The sequence below is a fragment of the Streptomyces botrytidirepellens genome, from assembly GCF_003721215.1.
Classification (GTDB): Bacteria; Actinomycetota; Actinomycetes; order Streptomycetales; family Streptomycetaceae; genus Streptomyces; species Streptomyces himastatinicus.
Genome location: NZ_RIBZ01000192.1, coordinates 1 through 20,005 on the forward strand (window position 1 = coordinate 1; position 20,005 = coordinate 20,005).

The following is a 20,005-nucleotide window of genomic DNA, read 5'->3' on the forward strand; positions in this document are numbered from 1 at the left end:
ATCCGGACCCATGCCCCACGACCGCAGCAACTCCACCAACGCCACCTGCACCGCGAACAACGCCGACTGCGCATACCCGGTCCCCTCCAGCAGGGCCGCCTCCGCAGAACCCTCCGCCGCGAACAACACCTCCCGCACCGCAACGCCGAACCCCGGCACACCCGCCAACCCGGCATCCAGGTGGCCGCACACCTCATCCAGGGCCTTCGCGAACACCGGGAACACGCCATACAGCTCACGGCCCATACCCAGCCGCTGGCTCCCCTGCCCCGTGAACATCCAACCCGTACGCCCCTCCGACACCACACCGGACACCACCGATGCACCGTCGGCCAACGCGACGACGCTCTCGTACAGCGCGTCCCGGTCGGAGCCGAGCACGACGGCGCGATGGTCGAGCGCTGTGCGGGTCGTCGCGAGGGAGAAACCCACGTCGGCCGGGGACGGGTCCTGCCCGTCGGCCCGCTCGTCCAGGAAGGTCGCCAGCCGGGCGGCCTGGCCCCGCAGGGCCTCCGGCGTCCGGCCGGACAGCACCCACGGCACCGCCGGCAGGTCCACCGGCGGCGGCTCCTCGGCGGCGTCCGGGGTCGGCGCCGGGGACTCGGGGACTTCTTCGATGATGACGTGGGCGTTGGTCCCACTGATCCCGAACGACGACACCGCGGCGCGGCGCGTGCGTTCGGCCCGGGGCCATTCCCTCGCCTCGGTCAGCAGCTCGACCGAGCCGGACGCCCAGTCGACGTGGGACGACGGCTGGTCCACGTGCAGCGTCCGCGGCAACTGCCCGGCGCGCAGCGCCATCACCATCTTGATCACACCTGCCGCGCCCGCCGCGGCCTGCGTGTGCCCGAGGTTCGACTTCACCGAGCCCAGCCACAACGGCTCACCGCCGTCACGGCCCTGACCGTACGTCGCGAGCAGCGCCTGCGCCTCGATCGGGTCGCCCAGCCGCGTCCCCGTGCCGTGCGCCTCCACCACATCCACGTCGGACGCCGAGAGCCGCGCCGAGGACAGCGCCTGGCGGATCACCCGCTGCTGCGACGGACCATTCGGCGCCGTCAGACCATTCGACGCACCGTCCTGATTGACCGCGCTCCCGCGCACCACCGCCAACACCTCGTGCCCGCGCCGCCGGGCCTCCGACAGCCGCTCCAGCACCAGCACCCCGGCACCCTCGGACCAGCCGGTGCCGTCCGCCGCCTCGGCGAACGCCTTGCACCGGCCGTCGGGCGCGAGCCCGCGCTGCCGGGAGAACTCGACGAACGTGGCGGGCGTGGCCATCACCGTGACGCCACCTGCCAGGGCCGTGTCGCACTCCCCCGCCCGCAGCGCCTGGCAGGCCAGGTGCAGCGAGACCAGGGACGACGAGCACGCGGTGTCGACCGACACCGCCGGGCCCTCCAGGCCGAGCACGTACGACAGGCGGCCCGAGGCCACGCTCGGAGTGCTGCCGGTCTGGAGGTAGCCGGCGGATTCGCCGCCGTCCTCGTGGGCGAAGCCGCCGTATCCGTTGGCCGAGATCCCCGCGAAGACACCGGTCGACGACCCGCGCAGCGACAGCGGACCGATGCCCGCCCGCTCCAGCGCCTCCCACGCCGTCTCCAGCAGCAGCCGCTGCTGCGGATCCATGGCCAGGGCCTCACGCGGCGAGATCCCGAACAGCTCCGCGTCGAAGTCGGCCACGTCCGGCACGAATCCGCCGACCCCGGCGTACTCGGTGCCCATCGCCGCGCTGGTGGCGTCGAGCAGCCCCGGTACGTCCCAGCCGCGATCGTCGGGGAACGGGGACATCCGCTCGCCGCCCGAGGTCACCAGGTCCCACAGCGCTTCCGGCGAGGCGACCCCGCCCGGGAAGCGGCAGCCCATGCCCACGATCGCGATCGGCTCGTCGGCGACCGAGGCCGTCGCCTCCGGAGTGCCGTCCCGGTCCGCCGACCCGCCCAGCAACCGCCCGCGCAGGAAGGCCGTGAGGGCGGCGGGCGTGGGGTAGTCGAAGATCAGCGTGGTCGGGAGCGACAGGGCGGTCGCACCGCCCAGGCGGTTGCGCAGGTCCACCGCCGTCAGCGAGTCGAAACCGAGGTCCTTGAACGGGCGCTCCGGGGCGATCGCGGTGGGTGAGGCGTGCCCCAGCACCGCCGCGGCGTGGGACCGCACCAGGTCCAGCAGGAGGCGGCCCTGTTCCTGCGCGGACAGCCCGCTCAGTCGGCGCGCCAGTTCGCCGTCGGTCGGAGCGGCGTGAGCCGGGCTGTCGGCCGCGCGCGCTGCGGCGGCCTCGGGGAGATCGCCGATCAGGGCGCTGGGCCGGGAGGAGGTGAACGAGGGCGCGAAGCGCTGCCAGTCCACATCGGCGAGCACCGCGCACACGCGGCCTTCGGCCATGGCCTGCTGCAAGGCCGCCATCGCGCGCCGCGGCGGAAGCGCCTTGAGGCCGCGCCGCCGCAGGTACTCCTCCACGCCCCCGTCCGTCACCATCCCGGACTCGCCCCAGGGGCCCCAGGCCACCGAGGTGGCGGGCAGTCCCAGACCGCGCCGGTGCTGCGCGAGCGCGTCGAGGTAGGTGTTGCCCGCGGCGTAGGCCGACTGACCCGCGTTGCCGAGCGCTCCCGCGATGGAGGAGAACAGCACGAAGGCGTCCAGCTCCAGCTCTGCGGTCAGCTCGTGCAGATGCCGCGCCGCACCCGCCTTCGCGGCCAGCACCCCGGCCAGCCGCTCCGGCGTCAGATCCGTGGCCAGCCCGTCGTCCAGCACACCCGCGGTGTGCACCACGCCGGTCAGCGGCGCGTCTTCGGGAACGCCGTCGAGCACGGCGGCGAGGGCTTGACGGTCGGTGATGTCGCAGTCGGTGACGGTGACCCGCGCACCGAGTGCGGTCAGCTCTTCGCACAGCTCCTTCGCGCCCGGGGCCCGAGCCCCCCGGCGGGAGACCAGCACCAGGTGCTCCGCACCGCGCGAAGCCAGCCAGCGACCGACATGCCCGCCCAGGGCGCCGGTTCCGCCGGTGATGAGCACGGTGCCGCGCGGCCGCCAGCCTTCGCCGTCCGGGGCCCCCGCCCGGTCGCGGACCACGCGGGCCGCGAACACGCCCGAGGGCCGCACCGCGAGCTGGTCCTCGCCGTCGCCGTCGCCGTGGGCGGCAGCGAGCACGGACACCAGGCGGGTCCACGCTTTTTCGTCGGCGTTCTCCGGCACGTCCACCAGGCCGCCCCAGCGATGCGGCTGCTCCAGCGCCACCGTACGGCCGAAGCCCCACAGCTGAGCCTGCGCCGGATTCGCCAGGTGCTCGCCCGACCCGACCGAGACCGCCGAGCGGGTCACGCACCACACCGGGAGGTCGGTGTCCCCGAGCGCGTGCATCAGCGTCAGTGTCGTCGCGGTCACGGTGGACGGTTCGTCGGAGCCCTCGGCGAGGAGGGACACGATCCCCGCCGCAGCGCCGTCGGCGGTGGTACGAAGGCGATCGGCCAGCGTGTCGGCGGTGTCCGTGGCGGCGACCGGCAGGACGCTCACCTCCGCGCCGCCCGCACGCAGTGCCCGCACGCACGGCTCGGCCCGCGCCTCGTCCGCCTCCGGCACGGCCACCAGCCACGTGCCCGACAGCCGACCGGTGTTCGGGAGGGTCACCGGCTTCCACGTGATCCGGTACCGCCAGTCCGCCAGCTCGGACCGCTCCCGCTGCCGCTGGCGCCAGTCCGACAGCATCGGCAGCACCGCGTCGAGCGGCGCGGCCGACTCGACGCCGAGCCGCCCGGCCAGCGCGTCGGCATCGCCCCGCTCGACCAGGTTCCAGAACTCGGTCTCGATCCCTTCGGCGCCGCCGCCAACGGCGCGTTCCGGCTGCTCGGTCGCCTGGTCCCGCAGCCAGAACCGACGGCGTTGGAAGGCGTACGTCGGCAGGTCCACCCGCCGCGCACCGGTCCCGGCGAACACGCCGGGCCAGTCGACGTCCGCGCCCCGTACGAACATCTGGGCCACAGCCGCGAACGCGGTCTCGGCTTCGGCCCGTCCCTCGCGCAGCGCCGATACGGCCACCGTGCTGCCCGCGGCGGACTGCGCGAGCGCGCTGAGCACCGGGGCGGGGCCGAGCTCCAGCAGGCGGGTCGCGGCATGTTCCGCGGTCGCCGTGACGACGGCGTCGTGGAAGCGCACCGGGCGGCGCACCTGGTGCACCCAGTACTCCGGGGTGGCCCAGTCCTCCCCGCCGACCAGGTCTCCGGTGACCGTGCTGATCGCGGGAAGCGTCGGCTGCCGATAGTCGATGGTGGCCGCGATCTCGGCGAACTCCGCCAGCATCGGCTCCATCAGCGGCGAGTGGAACGCATGGCTCACCCGCAGTCGCGACACCCGGCGGCCCCGCTCCCGCGCGCTCGCCATGGCCTGCTCGACCACGGCCTCGTCCCCGGAGATCACCACGGCGTCCGGGCCGTTGACCGCCGCGATCGCCAGCCGCTCGCCGTCCAGGAGTGTGCCCAGGACCTCGACGGCCTCGGCCTCGGTGGCTTCGATGGCGGCCATCGCACCCCCCGTGGGCAGCGCCTGCATCAGCCGTGCGCGGCCCGCGACCAGCCGGGCCGCATCGGCCAGTTCGAAGACACCCGCGGTGTACGCGGCGACGAACTCACCGACCGAGTGGCCGAACACCACATCCGGGCTCATGCCCCACGAGCGCACCAGTTCGACCAGCGCCGTCTGGACCGCGAACAGCCCGGTCTGCGCGTAGCCCGTGCCGTCCAGCAGCCCGGCCTCGTACGAACCCTCCGGCGCGAAGAGCACGTCCCGCACCGGCACCTCGAAGCCCGGCTCGCCGCGCAACGCGGCGTCCAGCTGGGCGCAGACCTCGTCGAGGGCCCGTGCGAACACCGGGAACTGGGCGTACAGCTCGCGGCCCATGCCCGCGCGCTGGCTGCCCTGTCCGGTGAACATCCAGCCCGTACGGCCTTCGCCGGCGACGCCGGATATGACCGCGTCATCGCCGTCGGCGAGCGCGGTGACGCCGGAGCGCAGGGCGTCGAGGTCGCCGCCCAGGACCACGGCGCGGTGTTCCAGCGTGGCGCGGGTGGTGCCCAGCGAGAAGCCGATGTCGAGCGGGGAGCCGTCCCCGGCGTCGAGGAGAGCCGCGAGGCGACCGGCCTGGGCCCGCACCGCCTGCGCGGTGCGGCCCGACAGCACCCAGGGCACGATCGGCAGCTCGGCCGACGGCTCCTCGACGGCGGCCGGTGCGGCCTGGGGGGCTTCTTCGAGGATGATGTGGGCGTTGGTGCCGCTGATCCCGAACGAGGAGATGCCGGCCCGGCGCGGACGGTCGCCCGACGGCCATTCCCGGGCCTCGGTCAACAGCCGTACCGCGCCCGATTCCCAGTCCACGCGGGAGGAGGGTTCGTCCGCGTACAGCGTCTGCGGCAGTCGCTGCTCCCGTAGCGCCAGGACCATCTTGATCAGTCCGGCGGCTCCGGCGGCGGCCTGGGTGTGGCCGAGGTTCGACTTCACCGAGCCCAGCCACAACGGCTCACCGCCGTCACGGCCCTGACCGTACGTGGCCAGCAGGGCCTGCGCCTCGATCGGGTCGCCGAGGCTCGTGCCGGTGCCGTGCGCCTCCACCGCGTCCACGTCGGCGGGCGACAGCCTGGCCGCGGCGAGGGCCTGGCGGATCACCCGCTGCTGCGACGGGCCGTTCGGCGCCGTCAGCCCGTTCGACGCACCGTCCTGGTTGACCGCACTGCCGCGCACCACTGCCAGCACCGGGTGACCGAGGCGCTGGGCGTCGGAGAGACGCTCCAGCACCAGCACCCCGGCGCCCTCGGACCAGCCGGTGCCGTCCGCTCCCTCCGCGAACGCCTTGCAGCGGCCGTCCGTCGCCAGCGCGCGCTGCCGGGAGAAGTCCACGAAGAGGTCCGGTGTCGCCATGACGGTGGCGCCGGCGGCCAGGGCCATCCGGCACTCGCCCGCCCGCAGCGCCTGGGCGGCCAGGTGGAGGGCCACCAGCGCCGACGAGCAGGCGGTGTCCACCGTGACCGCGGGACCTTCCAGTCCCAGTGCGTAGGAGACCCGACCGGACAGGACACTGGCCGCGGACCCGGTGGTCACGTATCCCTCGACGTCCGCGGCCGGGCCCCGCGCGGTGTGCTGGTAATCCTGGCCGTTGGTCCCGGCGAACACCCCGGTGGCCGAGCCGCGCAGCGACAGCGGGTCGACGCCCGCCCGCTCCAGCGCCTCCCACGCGGTCTCCAGCAGCAGCCGCTGCTGCGGATCCATCGCCAGGGCCTCACGCGGCGAGATCCCGAACAGCTCCGCGTCGAACTCCGCCGCGTCGTGCAGGAATCCGCCGACACGGACGTACGACGTCCCCGAGTGGGCCGGGTCGGGGTGGAACAGCCCGTCGACGTCCCAGCCCCGGTCCACGGGGAAGGGCGAGAGCCCGTCACGGGCCGTGGACAGCAGGTCCCACAGCTCTTCGGGCGAGGCGGCGCCACCCGGGAAGCGGCAGCCCATGCCCACGATCACGATCGGGTCGTCACCGGCACCCAGCGGCGCGAGTGCCGCGTCGGTGTGCCCGGCCTCGTCGGCCGTCACGCCGAGCACCTGCCCGCGCAGGAAGGCCGTGAGCGCGGCGGGCGTCGGGTGGTCGAAGATCAGCGTGGTGGGCAGCCGCAGGGCGGTGGCGGTGGCGAGCCGGTTGCGGAACGAGACGGCGGTCAGCGAGTCGAAACCGAGCTCCTTGAACGCCCGCGCCGGGTCGATGGTTGCCGGGGTGGCGTGCCCGAGCACGGCCGCGACCTGCGACAGCACCATGTCCAGCAGCATCCGGTCCTGCTCGGCGGCCGGGCGCCCCCGCAGCCGCAGCGCCAGCTCACCGCCCGCCGGAGCGGACGGGTCGGCGACCCGAGTACGCGCCTGGTCCGCGACCTCGGGAAGCTCGGCGATCAGCGGGGCGGGGCGGGTGAAGGCCACCGAGGCCGCGAAGCGTTCCCAGTCGACGTCGACCACGACACGGGCCGCGCGACCGTCGTCGAGCGCACTCCGCAGGGCGGCGATGGCCCGGTCCGGGTCCAGCGGGCGTACGCCCAGGCGGCGGAAGTGCTCCACCACCCGACCGTCGGCGGCCATGCCGTCGCCGCTCCACGGACCCCAGGCCACCGAAGTGGCCGGCATCCCCAGGCCGCGCCGGTGGTGCGCCAGGGCGTCCACGTACGCGTTGGCGGCGCCGTAGGCCGCCTGGCCCGCGTTGCCCAGCACGCCCGTCATCGAGGAGAAGAGGACGAAGGCGTCGAGCTCACGGCCGGCCGTCAGCTCGTGCAGATGGCGCGCGGCGTCCGCCTTCGCCGCGAGGACGCCGGCAAGCCGTTCCGGCGTCAGCTCGGTGGCCGGGCCGTCGTCGAGGACCCCGGCCGTATGGACGACTCCGGTCAGCGGCGCCTCCTCCGGAATGGCGTCCAGCACCTCCCGTACGGCCGCACGGTCACCGACGTCGCAGGCCGCGAAGGCGACCTCGGCGCCCAAGTCGGCCAGCTCGCACCGCAATTCGTCCGCACCGGGCGCCTCGGCGCCCCGACGGGACACCAGCAGCAGGCGTTCGGCGCCGGAGGAGGCCAGCCAGCGGGCCACATGCCCGCCCAGTGCGCCCGTACCGCCGGTCACCAGCACCGTGCCGCGCGGCCGCCAGGAATCCGTGTCGTCGCTCGCGGCCGTGTCGCGCACCAGCCGGGCCCCGAACACGCCCGACGGCCGTACCGCGACCTGGTCCTCGCCATCCGTCGCGGCGAGCACGGGCGCCAGTCGCGCGAGGCTGCGCTCGTCGGCGTCGTCGGGCAGGTCGATCAGCCCGCCCCACCGGTCCGGCTGCTCCAGCGCCACCGTACGGCCCAGCCCCCACAGCTGGGCCCCCTCCGGATTCGCCAACCGCTCACCCGAACCGAGCGACACCGCGGAGCGGGTCACACACCACACACGCGCCCCGGTCCCGGAATCGGCCAGCGCCTGCACCAGAAGCAGCGTCGTGACCGTGCTCGTCAGCAGGGACACCACACCCGTGGGCTCGGCGTCCTCGGCGCGGAACCGGGTGGCCAGCGACTCCCGGGTGTCCGCGTCGGCCACCGGCACGACGATCACTTCCGCGCCGGACGCCCGCAACGCCTGGACCACATCGTCGTATGCGGCGCCGGTCTCCGACGGGACCGCCACCAGCCAGGTGCCCGACAGCCGGGCGGTGGCCCGGCGTGGCACGGGCTTCCACGTGATCCGGTACTGCCGGCCCGCCAGCTCGGACTGCTCCCGCTGCCGCTTGCGCCAGTCCGACAGCATCGGCAGCACCGCGTCCAGGGGCGCGGCCGGCCCGACGCCGAGCCGCCCGGCCAGCGCATCGGCGTCGCCCCGCTCGACCAGATCCCAGAAGGCGGCCTCGCCACCGTCGGCCGTGCCGGGCGCGTCCCGCCGCGAGACGGCCAGGTCCGGCAGCCAGAACCGCTGCCGCTGGAAGGCGTACGTCGGCAGGTCCACCCGCCGCCCACCGGCCCCGGCGAAGTACGCGCCCCAGTCGACCTCGACTCCGCGGACGAACAGCTCGGCCACCGCCGTCAGCACGGTCACGGCCTCGTCGCACCCCTCGCGCAGCGCCGACACGGCCGCTACGTCCAGGGCGGACTGAGCGAGCGTGGTCAGGACGGGGTCAGGACCGACCTCCAGCAGGCGGGTGACGCCCTGGGTGCCGGTGGCGTTCTCGAGGGCGTCGTGGAAGCGGACCGGACGGCGTACCTGGCGCACCCAGTAGTCGGGGGTCGCCCAGTCCTCTTCGCTGACCAGCCCACCGGTGACCGTGCTGAGGGCCGGGAGGTTCGGCTGCCGGTAGGTGATGCTCGCCGCGATCTCGGCGAACTCCGCCAGCATCGGCTCCATCAGCGGCGAGTGGAACGCGTGGCTCACCCGCAGCCGGGACGCCCGGCGGTCCTGTTCACGCGCGGTGGCCATGGCCCGTTCGACCGCGACCTCGTCACCGGAGACCACGACCGACCTCGGGCCGTTGACGGCCGCGATCGCGATGTGCGCGCCCAGCCCGGTGAGGATCTCGGCGACCTCGTCCTCGGATCCCTCGATGGCGGCCATCGCCCCACCGACGCGTCGCCCACCACCGCCCTCGGCGGAATCGCTTCCCGAGCCCCCGGCGTTCGAGGGGAGCGCCTGCATGAGCCGCGCACGGCCTGCCACCAGCCGGGCGGCGTCGGCCACTCCGAAGACACCCGCGGTGTACGCGGCGACGAACTCACCGACCGAGTGCCCCAGCACCACGTCCGGGGCGGTGCCCCACGACCGCAACAGTTCCACGAGCGCGACCTGGACGGCGAACAGTGCCGTCTGGGCGTAGCCGGTGTGGTCCAGCAGTTCCGCCTCGGCGGAGCCCGCCGCCGCGAACAGCACCTCCCGTACGGGGACCGGGAACTCCGTGGCGCCGTCCAGCGCGGCCTGGAGGTGTTCGCACACCTCGTCCAGGGCCTCGGCGAAGGCCGGGTAGGCGCCGTACAGTTCGCGCCCCATGCCGATGCGCTGGCTGCCCTGCCCGGTGAACATCCAGCCCGTACGGCCCTCCGTGACCACGCCGGAGACCATGAGGGCGCCATCGTGGGCCCGTGTCGAGACACCCGCTCGCAGGGCGTCGTAGTCGGTGCCCAGCACCACCGCGCGGTGCTCGAACGCCGCGCGCGTGGTCGCCAGCGACAGGCCGAGGTCGGCGGCGGAAGCGCCGGGCTCCCCGTCGAGGAACGCCGCGAGCCGCGCGGTCTGCGCCCGTACGGCCTGCTCGCTGCGGCCGGACAGCACCCAGGGCACCACAGGTGCCGTCCAGGGCCGCTCCTCCGCGACACCGGCGGGCTGCTCGGCCTCGGGGGCTTGTTCGATGATGGTGTGGGCGTTGGTGCCGCTGATGCCGAACGACGACACCCCCGCCCGCCGGGGGCGGTCGGCCTCCGGCCACGCCACGGGCTCGGTCAGCAGCCGTACGGTGCCGGCCGACCAGTCCACGTACGGGGTGGCCTCGTTGATGTGCAGCGTGCGCGGCAGCACGCCGTTCCGCATCGCCAGCACCATCTTGATGACGCCGGCCACGCCCGCCGCCGCCTGGGTGTGCCCGACGTTGGACTTGAGGGAGCCCAGCCACAGCGGCTGGTCCTCGTCCCGTCCGCTTCCGTACGCCGAGATGATGGCGTCGGCTTCGATCGGGTCGCCCAGGGTGGTTCCGGTGCCGTGGGCTTCTACGGCGTCGACCTCGGCCGGGTTCAGCCCGGCGTTGGCGAGGGCCTGGCGGATCACGCGCTGCTGTGAGGGGCCATTGGGGGCGGTCAGGCCGTTGGACGCGCCGTCCTGGTTGACCGCGCTGCCCCGTACGACGGCCAGCACGTGGTGGCCGCGGCGGCGGGCGTCGGAGAGGCGTTCGACGAGCAGCATGCCCGCGCCTTCGGCCCAGCCGGTGCCATCGGCGGCCGCGGCGAAGGGCTTGCAGCGGCCGTCGGCGGAGAGGCCACGCTGCTGGCTGAACTCGACGAACATGCCGGGGGTCGACATGACCGTCGCACCGCCCGCCAGCGCCATGTCGCACTCGCCCTGGCGCAGGGCCTGGCAGGCGAGGTGCAGGGCGACCAGGGACGACGAGCAGGCGGTGTCCACGGTGACCGCCGGTCCTTCGAAGCCGAAGGTGTAGGCGAGGCGGCCGGAGGCGACGCTGTTGGACGTGCCGGTCAGGGCGTGCCCTTCGGTGCCTTCCGTCGCCTCGTGCAGGCGCGGGCCGTAGTCGTTGTGCATGACCCCGGCGAAGACACCGTTCGCCCTGCCCCGCTGGGACGCGGGGTCGATCCCCGCGCTTTCGAAGGCTTCCCAGGCGGTCTCCAGCAGCAGCCGCTGCTGCGGGTCCATGGCGAGGGCTTCACGCGGGGAGATCCCGAAGAAGTCGGCGTCGAACTCGGCGGCCTGGTGGAGGAAGCCGCCGTGCCGGGTGGTGGACTTGCCCGGACGGCCCGGAGCGGCGTCGTACAGGCTGTCGGTGTCCCAGCCGCGATCGGCCGGGAACGGGGAGACCGCGTCGCCTCCGGCGGTGACGAACCGCCACAGCTCCTCCGGGGAGTCCACGTCTCCGGGAAGCCGGCAACTCATGCCGACGATGGCGATGGGTTCGTCGGCGGCGGGTGTGGCGGCGGTCGGTGCGGTGGGGGCCTGCGGCGATTCGGCGGCCAGCGACGCGAGGTGGCCGGCGAGCGCGGTGGGGGTGGGATGGTCGATGGCCACGGCGGTCTCGAGCCGTAGTCCGGTCGCGGTGGTGAGCTGGTTGCGCAGCTCGACCAAGGTGAGCGATTCGAGGCCCAGTTCCTTGAAGGTGAGGCCGGGCTGGACCGCTTCCGGCGAGGGGTAGCCGGCGACGGCGGCGACATGGGCTCGGACCAGTTCCAGCGCTGTCCGTTGCCGCTTCGCCCGGGACAGGCCGGCCGTCCGGTGTGCCCAGGACGGTCCGTCGGATTCGGCGTGTTCGGCGGCGTCGGCGGCGTCGGGGGACTCGGCGGGTACGGCGTCCGCGTGGCCGCCGGCGGCCGGTAGCCGGAGGGCCGGGCCGTCGGCCGTGGCGGTCTCGGGCAGCCAGTAGCGCCGGCGCTGGAAGGCGTAGGTCGGCAGCGGGACCCGGCGGGGGCGCCGGTCGGTGAGCGCGGTGGCGAACACGGCGGACCAGTCGACGGTGGAGCCGTGGACGTGTGCCGTGGCGAGCGAGGTGACGAACCGGTCGAGGCCGCCCTCATCCCGGCGGAGCGAGCCCACGTAGACGGCCTCGTGACCGGCCGCTTCCGCGGTTTCGCCCACGCCCGTCCCCAGGACGGGATGCGGGCTCATCTCGATGAAGATCCGGTGGCCCTGGCCGAGGAGTCCCTCCACGGCCTGGTCGAAGCGGACGGTGTGCCGCAGGCTGCTGTACCAGTACCCGGCGTCCAGTGCCGAGGGGTCGAGCGGTCCGCCCTCCATCGACGAGTGGAACGGGATGTCCGTCGGGGTCGGTGTGATGTCGGGCAGCGTGTCCAGGAGTCTGGTACGGATCTCCTCCATCTGGGTGGAGTGCGATGCGTAGTCGACCGGGAGCCTGCGGGTCCGGACGCGGTCGGCGGCCAGCGTCCGCACGAGGTCGTCCAGTGCTTCCGGGTCGCCGGAGACGACCACGGAGCCGGGGCCGTTGACCACGGCGACGGACAACCGTGGGCCCCACGGCTCCAGCCTGCCGGTGATCTCGTCGAGGGGAAGCCCGACGGACACCATGCCGCCCCGGCTCGCGAGGTCCGCGAGCACCTGACTGCGCAGGGCCACCACGCAGGCGGCGTCCTCCAGGGAGAGGGCACCCGCCACGCAGGCGGCGGCGATCTCGCCCTGGGAGTGGCCGACCACGGCCGCGGGCTCGACCCCGTACGAGCGCCAGAGGGCGGCCAGGGAGACCATCACCGCCCACAGCACCGGCTGGACCACGTCGACGCGGTCAAGACCGGGGGCGCCCGGCACCCCGCGCACGACGTCCTCCGGGGACCACGGCACGTGGGGGGCGAGCGCATCGGCACACTCCCGCATGCGGGCGGCGAAGACCGGGGAGGAGTCGAGCAGTTCGACTGCCATACCGGCCCACTGCGAGCCCTGGCCCGGGAAGACGAAGACCGCCCGGTCACCGGCCGGTCCCGTGCCGCGTAGGACACCGTGGGCGGTGCCACCGTCGGCAAGGGCGTCCAGGCCCCGCAGGAAGCCGTCACGGTCGGTGGCGAGGACGGCCGCGCGGCAGGGGAAGTCGGCACGGGTGGTGGCCAGCGAGAAGCCGAGGTCGGACGGCTCCAGCTCGGCGTGGTCCCGGACGTGCGCCCGCAGCCGCCTGGCCTGGGCCCTCAGGGCGGTCTCGGTCCTGCCGGAGATCACCCAGGGGAGGGAGGGACGCGACCCGTCGGTGGCGGCGGCGGTGCTCCCGACGGGTTCTCCCGGCTCGGGCCGCGACGGCAGGAGAGCGGCCGGGCGGTCCTGGGCGGCGGGGCCTTCGGCCAGGATCAGGTGGCAGTTGGTACCGCCCATGCCGAAGGCGCTCACGCCGGCCACGAGCGGCCGTTCGGGGTATTCCCATGCGCCCAGTTCGCGCTGCACGCGCAGGCGCAGCGTGTCGAGGGGGATGGCGGGGTTGGGGGTTTCGTGGTTCAGGCTTGGTGGCAGCTCGCGGTGGCGGATGGCGAGTGCCGTCTTGATGAGCCCGACTATTCCGGCAGCGCCTTCGAGGTGGCCGACGTTGGTCTTGGCCGAGCCCACGGCGAGCGGGCGGTCGGCGGGACGGGCGGCTCCCAGGACCGCGCCGAGGGCGGCTGCCTCGACGGGGTCGCCGGCCTTGGTCCCGGTGCCGTGCAGTTCCACGTACTGGACCTGTGCCGGGTCCACTTCGGCCCGCTCGTAGGCCAGGCGGAGGACCTCCTGCTGGGCGCGGGGGTTCGGCGTGGTGAGACCGTCACCACCGCCGTCGTTGTTGACCTCGCTGCCGAGGATCACGCAGTGGATGGAGTCGCCGTCGGCCAGCGCCTTCTTCAGGGGCTTGAGGACGACCAGGCCGCCGCCCTCGCCCCGGACGTAGCCGTTGGCCCGGGCGTCGAAGGTGAAACACCGGCCGTCGGGCGACAGGCCGCCGAACTTCTCGACGGCGGCGGTGCCGTCGGCGAGCAGGTTCAGGTTGACACCGCCCGCGATGGCCAGGGTGGAGGTGCCTGTGCGCAGGCTCTCGCAGGCCAGGTGTACCGCGACCAGCGACGACGACTGGCCGGTGTCCACGGTCAGGCTCGGCCCGTGCAGGCCCATGAAGTAGGAGACGCGGTTGGCGATGATGCTGCGGTGGAGGCCGGTCAGGCTGTGCCGGGTGAGGGCGTCGGTCCCCTGCCGGCGGGTCAGTGTGGCGTAGTCGTCCGCGATGGCGCCCACGAAGACGGCGCAGTCGCTGCCCCTGAGCGTTCCGGGAACGATTCCCGCGTCCTCCAGGGCCTCCCAGCTGAGTTCCATGGTCAGCCGTTGCTGCGGGTCCATCGTGGTGGCTTCGCGGGGTGAGATTCCGAAGAAGCCCGGGTCGAACCGGTCGACGTGGTCGAGGAACCCGCCCCAGCGGATGCCGGACGTCCCGGGGACCGCGGCGTGTGTTTCCCATCGGCCGGGCGGCGCCTCCTCGATGGCGCTCGCGCCGGACCGCAGGGCCTGCCAGAACGCTCCCGGGTCCGCCGCCTTTGGCAGGCGGCAGGAGAGGCCCACGACGGCGATCGCGTCGTCCGGCGGTGTGCCGGCGTCGGCGGACACGGCGGCTTCTGGATCCCGGGCCGTCGGCCCCCCTGTTCGGTTCGCGCGTCCCGTGCCGTACTCGTCCGTCGACTGCCCCGGAAGTTCGGCCGGAGGTTGCTTCGGCAGATTCATCAGCAGTTCCATCGGATCGGTGCCGGTCTCCCCGAGGACGGCGGCCCAGTCGGGCGTACCGCCCGTGGCGTAGTACTCCGCCACGGCGTGCAGGAAGCGGGCCGGGCCGCTCTCGCCGCACCGCAGGGTCGCCCGGGCGACGGCGAGCCTGCCGGATCGTTCGATGGCGGCTTCGAGTTCGGAGGTCAGCAGCGGGTGCGGGCCGACTTCGAGGAAGTAGCTGTGGCCGTCTTCGAGTGCGGCGGCGGTGGCGTCCTGGAGCCGGCCGGGCTCGCCCGGATTCCGGATCCCATGGGCGGCGTCCGGTCCGTGGCCTTGCCACCGGCCGCCGGTGGCGGAGGAGTAGAACGGAACACGGGCGCCGCGCGGTGTGATGTCCGCCGGGCCGTCGCCCGGTGTCCGCGGCCGGTCCGCTCCTGCGATCACGCGGGCGCTGTCGTCGAGCGACAGCAGGCCCGCGACGTGAGCCGCGGCGATCTCGCCGAGGCCGATTCCGGCCACCGCGCCGGGTTCCACCCCGGCGGCCCGCCACATCGCGGCCAACGACACCATGACCGAGAACAGGGCGGCGGACTCCGCGGCGTCGGGAAGCATGGGCGCGGGTACGTCGTCGCACCGCCCGGTCGGCGTTTCCGGGGTGTTCAGCGTGTCCGGCAGCGGCCAGCCCAGGTACGGGGCGAACGCGTCGGCGCACTCCCGCAGCCGGGCGGCGAAGACCGGTGAGCACTCCGCCAGTTCGCGTGCCATGCCGGGCCGTGGGGAGCCGTGCCCGGGGAAGACGAACACCGGGCCGCCCGGCTCGCCCTGGTGACTGCCCTCGGTGACCTGCGGCGCCGCCGCGGTGCCCGCGACGAGGGCGTCGAGACCGGCGAGGAATGCGTCCGGCTCCTCGCCGACGATCACGGCCCGGTACGGCAAAGTGCCGGGGGTGGTCCGCAGCAGGCCCCGCCCGACAGCTTCGGGGTACCACCCCACACGCTCGTCCAGCCAGGTGCGGAGCACACGGGCCTGGTCCCGTACCGCGTCCGCGTCGCGCCCGCAGAGCACCCAGGGCCGGGGCAGGCCCGCTCCTGAGAACAGGGGGACAGACGAGGTGGTACGAGCGTGATCGGACACGTTTTCTCCCGCTGTGTCGGGGCGGAGCCGGGGTGAACGGTGGAGGTGGCTCCTGGCCCGTACGGTCGCCGCCCATGCGGGCGCGCGGATGCCAGGGGGTGGTCGCCGATGGCGAGAATCACCCGGTGCTGTCCGATTATCCGGACGGGCGACTCGTGGATTCCCTACAAGGAATTGAGCGGCACTAAGGAAAACCTTGTTCCGAATTCAGTAGCGGGAGAAGAGTTGGCCGCCTGGGCGGCGACGAGGAGGGAGTGAGTCAGGAGGCCAGGCGCTCAAGATGAGCCACGGCGACCTCGACGCCGGGCAGTGCGAGCATCTCCTTCTGAGCGCGCTGCGCCACGGCGGTCACCGGCGGGTCGTCGAGCAGCCGGTGGCACGCCTGCGCCATAGCCTCCGGGCCGCGTTCGGACACGTGTGCGCCAAGGCCGAGCTCCGCTACCCGCTCGGCGTTGTACTTCTGGTCGCCGAACATGGGCCGTACGGCCATCGGCACTCCGGCGCGTACGGACTCCCGGATGCTGTTGTAGCCGCCGTGGGTGAGGAACAGCGCCGCCCGTTCCAGCAGAAGCTGCTGCGGGAAGCGGTCGACCACCCGCACGTTGTCCGCGGCCAGGTCCTCGTCCACCGGCATGCCGAGGGTGGACACCACGGCCGAGCAGTCCACGGTGGACAGCGCCCGGACGACGGTGTTCAACGGTTCGGCCGGATCGTACTCGGGGACGGGAGCGCCGATCTGACGGGCCTTGTCCAGGAAGCCCAGTACGGTGCCGGGCAGTCCGGTGCCGAGAGAGGCGAGGACCAGCGGCCGGTCGGCGGGCAGCTCGTGCAGCCAGTCGGGCAGGGTCTCGCCGCGGGTGACGGTGCGCGGCTGCCGGTAGGCCACCGCCTCGGGGGCGACGGGGCGGGCGAAGGAGTACGTCACCGGCATGCAGTCGAACCGCCCGTGCCGGTACACCGACACCGGGTCGTCCGCCGGGGGCAGGCCGGCCTCCCGGCGACGGTCGTTCAGCATCGGCAGAATCAGCTCGGGGTCGAGGAACTGCCCGGAGCCCGACGGAGCCGGGACGTGCGGGACGCCCAGCGCCTCCGCTGCGAGCAGGGCGGCGAACTCATAGCCGTCACGGAGGATGACGTCGGGCCGGAAGTCGCGGGCGATCGGCAGCAGCAGGCCGTACGCCTCGTGGAGCTGGGGACCGCAGCCCAGGGTGGCCCACAGGTCGTGGGCGAAGCGGCTGAACTCCGCCGGGATCGGCAGCCTGCCCTCCAGGAGCAGCCGCATGCCCTGCTGGGTGATGTCGGTGAACACCCCTGTCACCCGCGCGGCCTCGCCGTCGAACACGGGCACCAGCTGGGCCGCGGTGACCACGAGGACGTCGTGCCCGGCCTCCGCGAGCGCGCGCACCAGCGGAAGCGAGGCACGCGCGTGCGAGGTCGATCCGGTGATACTGCACAGAACCCTCATCGGGGCGAACCTTTCCTTGAACCGGGGACGAAGGTGTCGGGGGTGTGACCCGTCAGCGAGGCTCGGGCGACGGAAGCCCGGGGGCGGGGTGCACGACCGGGCGTACGCCTACTCCGTGCCAGGCGATCCGGGCCGCGCGCAGCGCTTCGGGGTCGAGGTGGTTGCGGGTGTCCACGATCACCGCCCGGTCCAGGACGGCGGCCATGCGGCCCCAGTCCAGGTCACGGAATTCCGGCCATTCGGTGAACAGCACCAGGCCCGCCGCGCCCTTGGCCGCCTGGTACGGGTCGTCGACGATGGTGACGCCGGGCACCGGCTCCGGCGGGTGGCTGCCCGTACTCAGCGCCGGGTCGTAGGCGACGAGTTCGGCGCCGAGCCGGGACAGTTCCTGGGCGATGGCGGTCGCCGGGGAGTCCCGCAGATCGTCGGTACCCGCCTTGAAGGTGAGCCCGAGTACACCGAGCCGGACGCCGTCGAGCGGGGCCGCGGAGTCGGTGCCGCAGACTCGCGCGATCTTGTCGGTGATGCGCTCGCGCTGGTGGACGTTGGCGTCGATGGCGGCACGCAGCAGCCGGAAGTCGATGTCCGCGGACTCGGCGGTCCTGAGCATGGCGCGGGTGTCCTTGGGCAGGCACGAGCCGCCCCAGCCGGGGCCGGGCCGCAGGAACGCGCCGCCGATCCGGTGGTCCATGCCGAGGGCGGTGGTGACCTGTCCGATGTCGGCGCCCACCCGCTCGCACAGTTCCGCGATGACGTTGACGTAGGACAGTTTCACCGCGAGGAAGCAGTTCGCCGCGTACTTGATCAGCTCGGCGCTCGCGGCGTCGGTGATCATCATCGGGGCGTCCAGCTTCGCGTAGAGGGCGGCCACGTGCTCGGCGGCCTCGCGGGACTCGGCCCCGACCACGACGCGGTCGGGGTGCAGGAAGTCGTGTACGGAGGTGCCCTCGCGCAGGAACTCCGGGTTGCTCGCCACCTGCACGTCCGGGCGGCCGAGCCGCCGGGTCAGCCGCGCCGCGGTGCCCACCGGCACGGTGGACTTGGTGACCAGTACGCAGCCGGGACGCAGCCGGTCCCGGATCTCATCGATGACCGCGTCCACCGCGGTCATGTCCAGATCACCGTCCTGGCTCATCGGTGTGCCGACGCAAGAGAACACCGTGTCCGCCTCGCGTACCGCTTCCCCGGCGCCCAGGACGAAGGTCAGCAGGCCGGAGTCGAGGCCGGCGCGCACGAGTTCGGGGAGGGACTCCTCCCGGATCGTCACCTCGCCGCGGGACAGCCGCTCGACCTTGGCCGGGTCCACGTCCGCGCACACCACCCGGTGCCCCAGCGAGGCCAGACAGGCACCGGCGGTCAGCCCTACGTAACCGGTGCCGATGACAGCGATGTTGTGCCGGCGCACGGGCAGCCACCTCGTTTTCTCGGGGGTCGGGTCCGGGGTCAACAGTTCTCGCGGGCGAGCAGGGCGCTGATCGATTCCGCGGCGCGGACGGCCAGGGCCACGCTGGTCAGCGTCGGATTGACGGCGGTGGAGGTGGGGATGACTCCGTTGCCGCCGACGTAGAGGTTCTCGAAACCCCACACGCGGGAGAACGAGTCGCAGACCGAGGTGCCGTCGTCCGCCGCGCCCATGCGGACCGTCCCCTGGTAGTGCTTGGAGCTGCCGGCCGGGAACAGTTCCGGTTCGTTGCCGGGCAGGAAGTCGCCCAGCCTGGCCGCGATCTTCTCCTGGTCGGCCCGGGCGCGTGCGATCCCCTCACGGTCGCGCTCGGTCAGCGAGTAGTGGATGGTCATCTTCGGCATCCCGTAGGCGTCGGCCTCGGTGGTGGAGAACTCCACCCGGTCGCTCGCCTGGATCTCCTTGGCCCCGTACCAGACCATGCCGACGAACAGCTCCGGATCGACGCCGTCGATCGGCGAGGTGTCCAGCGTCATGACCTGCCCGTGGCTCGTCCTGCCGGGGTCGGCGAACGGCACCCAGAACCGGCCGGTCTCCAGGTCGCGGATGTCGCCGGTGAAGTCCACCGAGCCGCGCGCCTCGATCCCCGCGGCGGGACCGTCCTTGACCTGCACGGAACTCACCGTCTTGGGCTGGTCGTTGAGGTAGCGGCCGAGCGCGTGCGGCCGGATGCCGGAGGCCCACAGCAGCTGCGGGGTGCGCAGCGCGTCCGCGGCCACCGCCACGGCTCGGGCCCTCACCTTGAACTCCGTGCCGCTGGGGAGGTGTTGCAGCACCGCGCCGACGGCCCGGCCGTCCTCGAACAGCACGCGGCGGCAGATGGTGTCCGCCATGATCCCGAACCGGCCGTCGCCACCGTGGGCGAGGGGCCCGAGGACCACGTCCGGGCCCGCCCATCGCGGCAGCGCCCCGGAGCGCGGGGTGCAGGCGAGCGGCATGGGCTGGACATGCCTGCCGTCGGGGTAGTCGCCGTCGAACAGTTCGCTCAGCGTTTTGAGTACGAGCTGACCGCCCGCGGTGTCCTCGAAGGCATCCTGGGTGACCGAGAGGAGGTCCTCGGCCACCCCCAGCGCGGCGTCGAGTTCCTCCTCGGGGAGGAACGGGACGCGCTCGCTGTCGAGCGGACGCGGGGCGGTGCACGCCCAGTGGACACCCATGCCGCCGACGTTGCTGGACATCACCGCGGCGGGCATGCCCTCCTGTTCCGGCTGCTCCTCATGCCGTGGTGCGACCAGGTGCGTGCCGCGGTCGGCGTACTTCTTGACCAGCGCCTGGTCCTCGCCCGGCGCGGTCCGGGGATCGCGCCCCTGGGACTTGGCCTGCAACTCCCCCCGCTCCTGGGCGGGGAGGTTGCTCAGGTGCAGACCGGCTTCCCCGGTCAGGCGCGGGCCCAGGTCAGCCATGAGGATCCGCGCGGACGGGACCGCTTCGTGGACTCTGCGAGCGATGGCCGATCCTACCGGGCCGCTACCGACGACGAGCAGGTCGACTTCGGTGGGGAGTTCGGGTCGGCTCATGCTTGCGCGCTCCTTGTC

The 20,005-nt window shown here is 73.5% G+C and carries 4 protein-coding genes; all 4 read right to left on the reverse strand.

The genetic code is table 11. The features are described from left to right. On the reverse strand, positions 1-15,543 hold a 15,543-nt coding region (locus tag EEJ42_RS52825; RefSeq protein ID WP_148081952.1), incomplete at its 3' end, for a type I polyketide synthase. A gap of 259 nt (positions 15,544-15,802) precedes the next feature. Beyond that, positions 15,803-17,008: a glycosyltransferase gene (locus EEJ42_RS15040; protein ID WP_123100458.1), complete on the reverse strand. Its 1,206-nt coding sequence runs from the start codon at positions 17,006-17,008 to the stop codon at positions 15,803-15,805. A 52-nt stretch (positions 17,009-17,060) separates the two neighbouring features. Continuing rightward, complete coding sequence (locus EEJ42_RS15045; RefSeq protein WP_123100459.1) at positions 17,061-18,413, reverse strand: UDP-glucose dehydrogenase family protein; 1,353 nt, start codon at positions 18,411-18,413, stop codon at positions 17,061-17,063. A 38-nt stretch (positions 18,414-18,451) separates the two neighbouring features. Continuing rightward, positions 18,452-19,987: a GMC oxidoreductase gene (locus tag EEJ42_RS15050; RefSeq protein ID WP_123100460.1), complete on the reverse strand. Its 1,536-nt coding sequence runs from the start codon at positions 19,985-19,987 to the stop codon at positions 18,452-18,454. Between the last annotated feature and the right edge of the window lie 18 nt (positions 19,988-20,005).

Excerpts from the sequence above, each read along its gene's own strand:
- EEJ42_RS15040 (WP_123100458.1), bottom strand. The coding sequence starts at position 17,008 with ATGAGGGTTCTGTGCAGTATCACCGGATCGACCTCGCACGCGCGTGCC.
- EEJ42_RS15050 (WP_123100460.1), bottom strand. The coding sequence starts at position 19,987 with ATGAGCCGACCCGAACTCCCCACCGAAGTCGACCTGCTCGTCGTCGGT.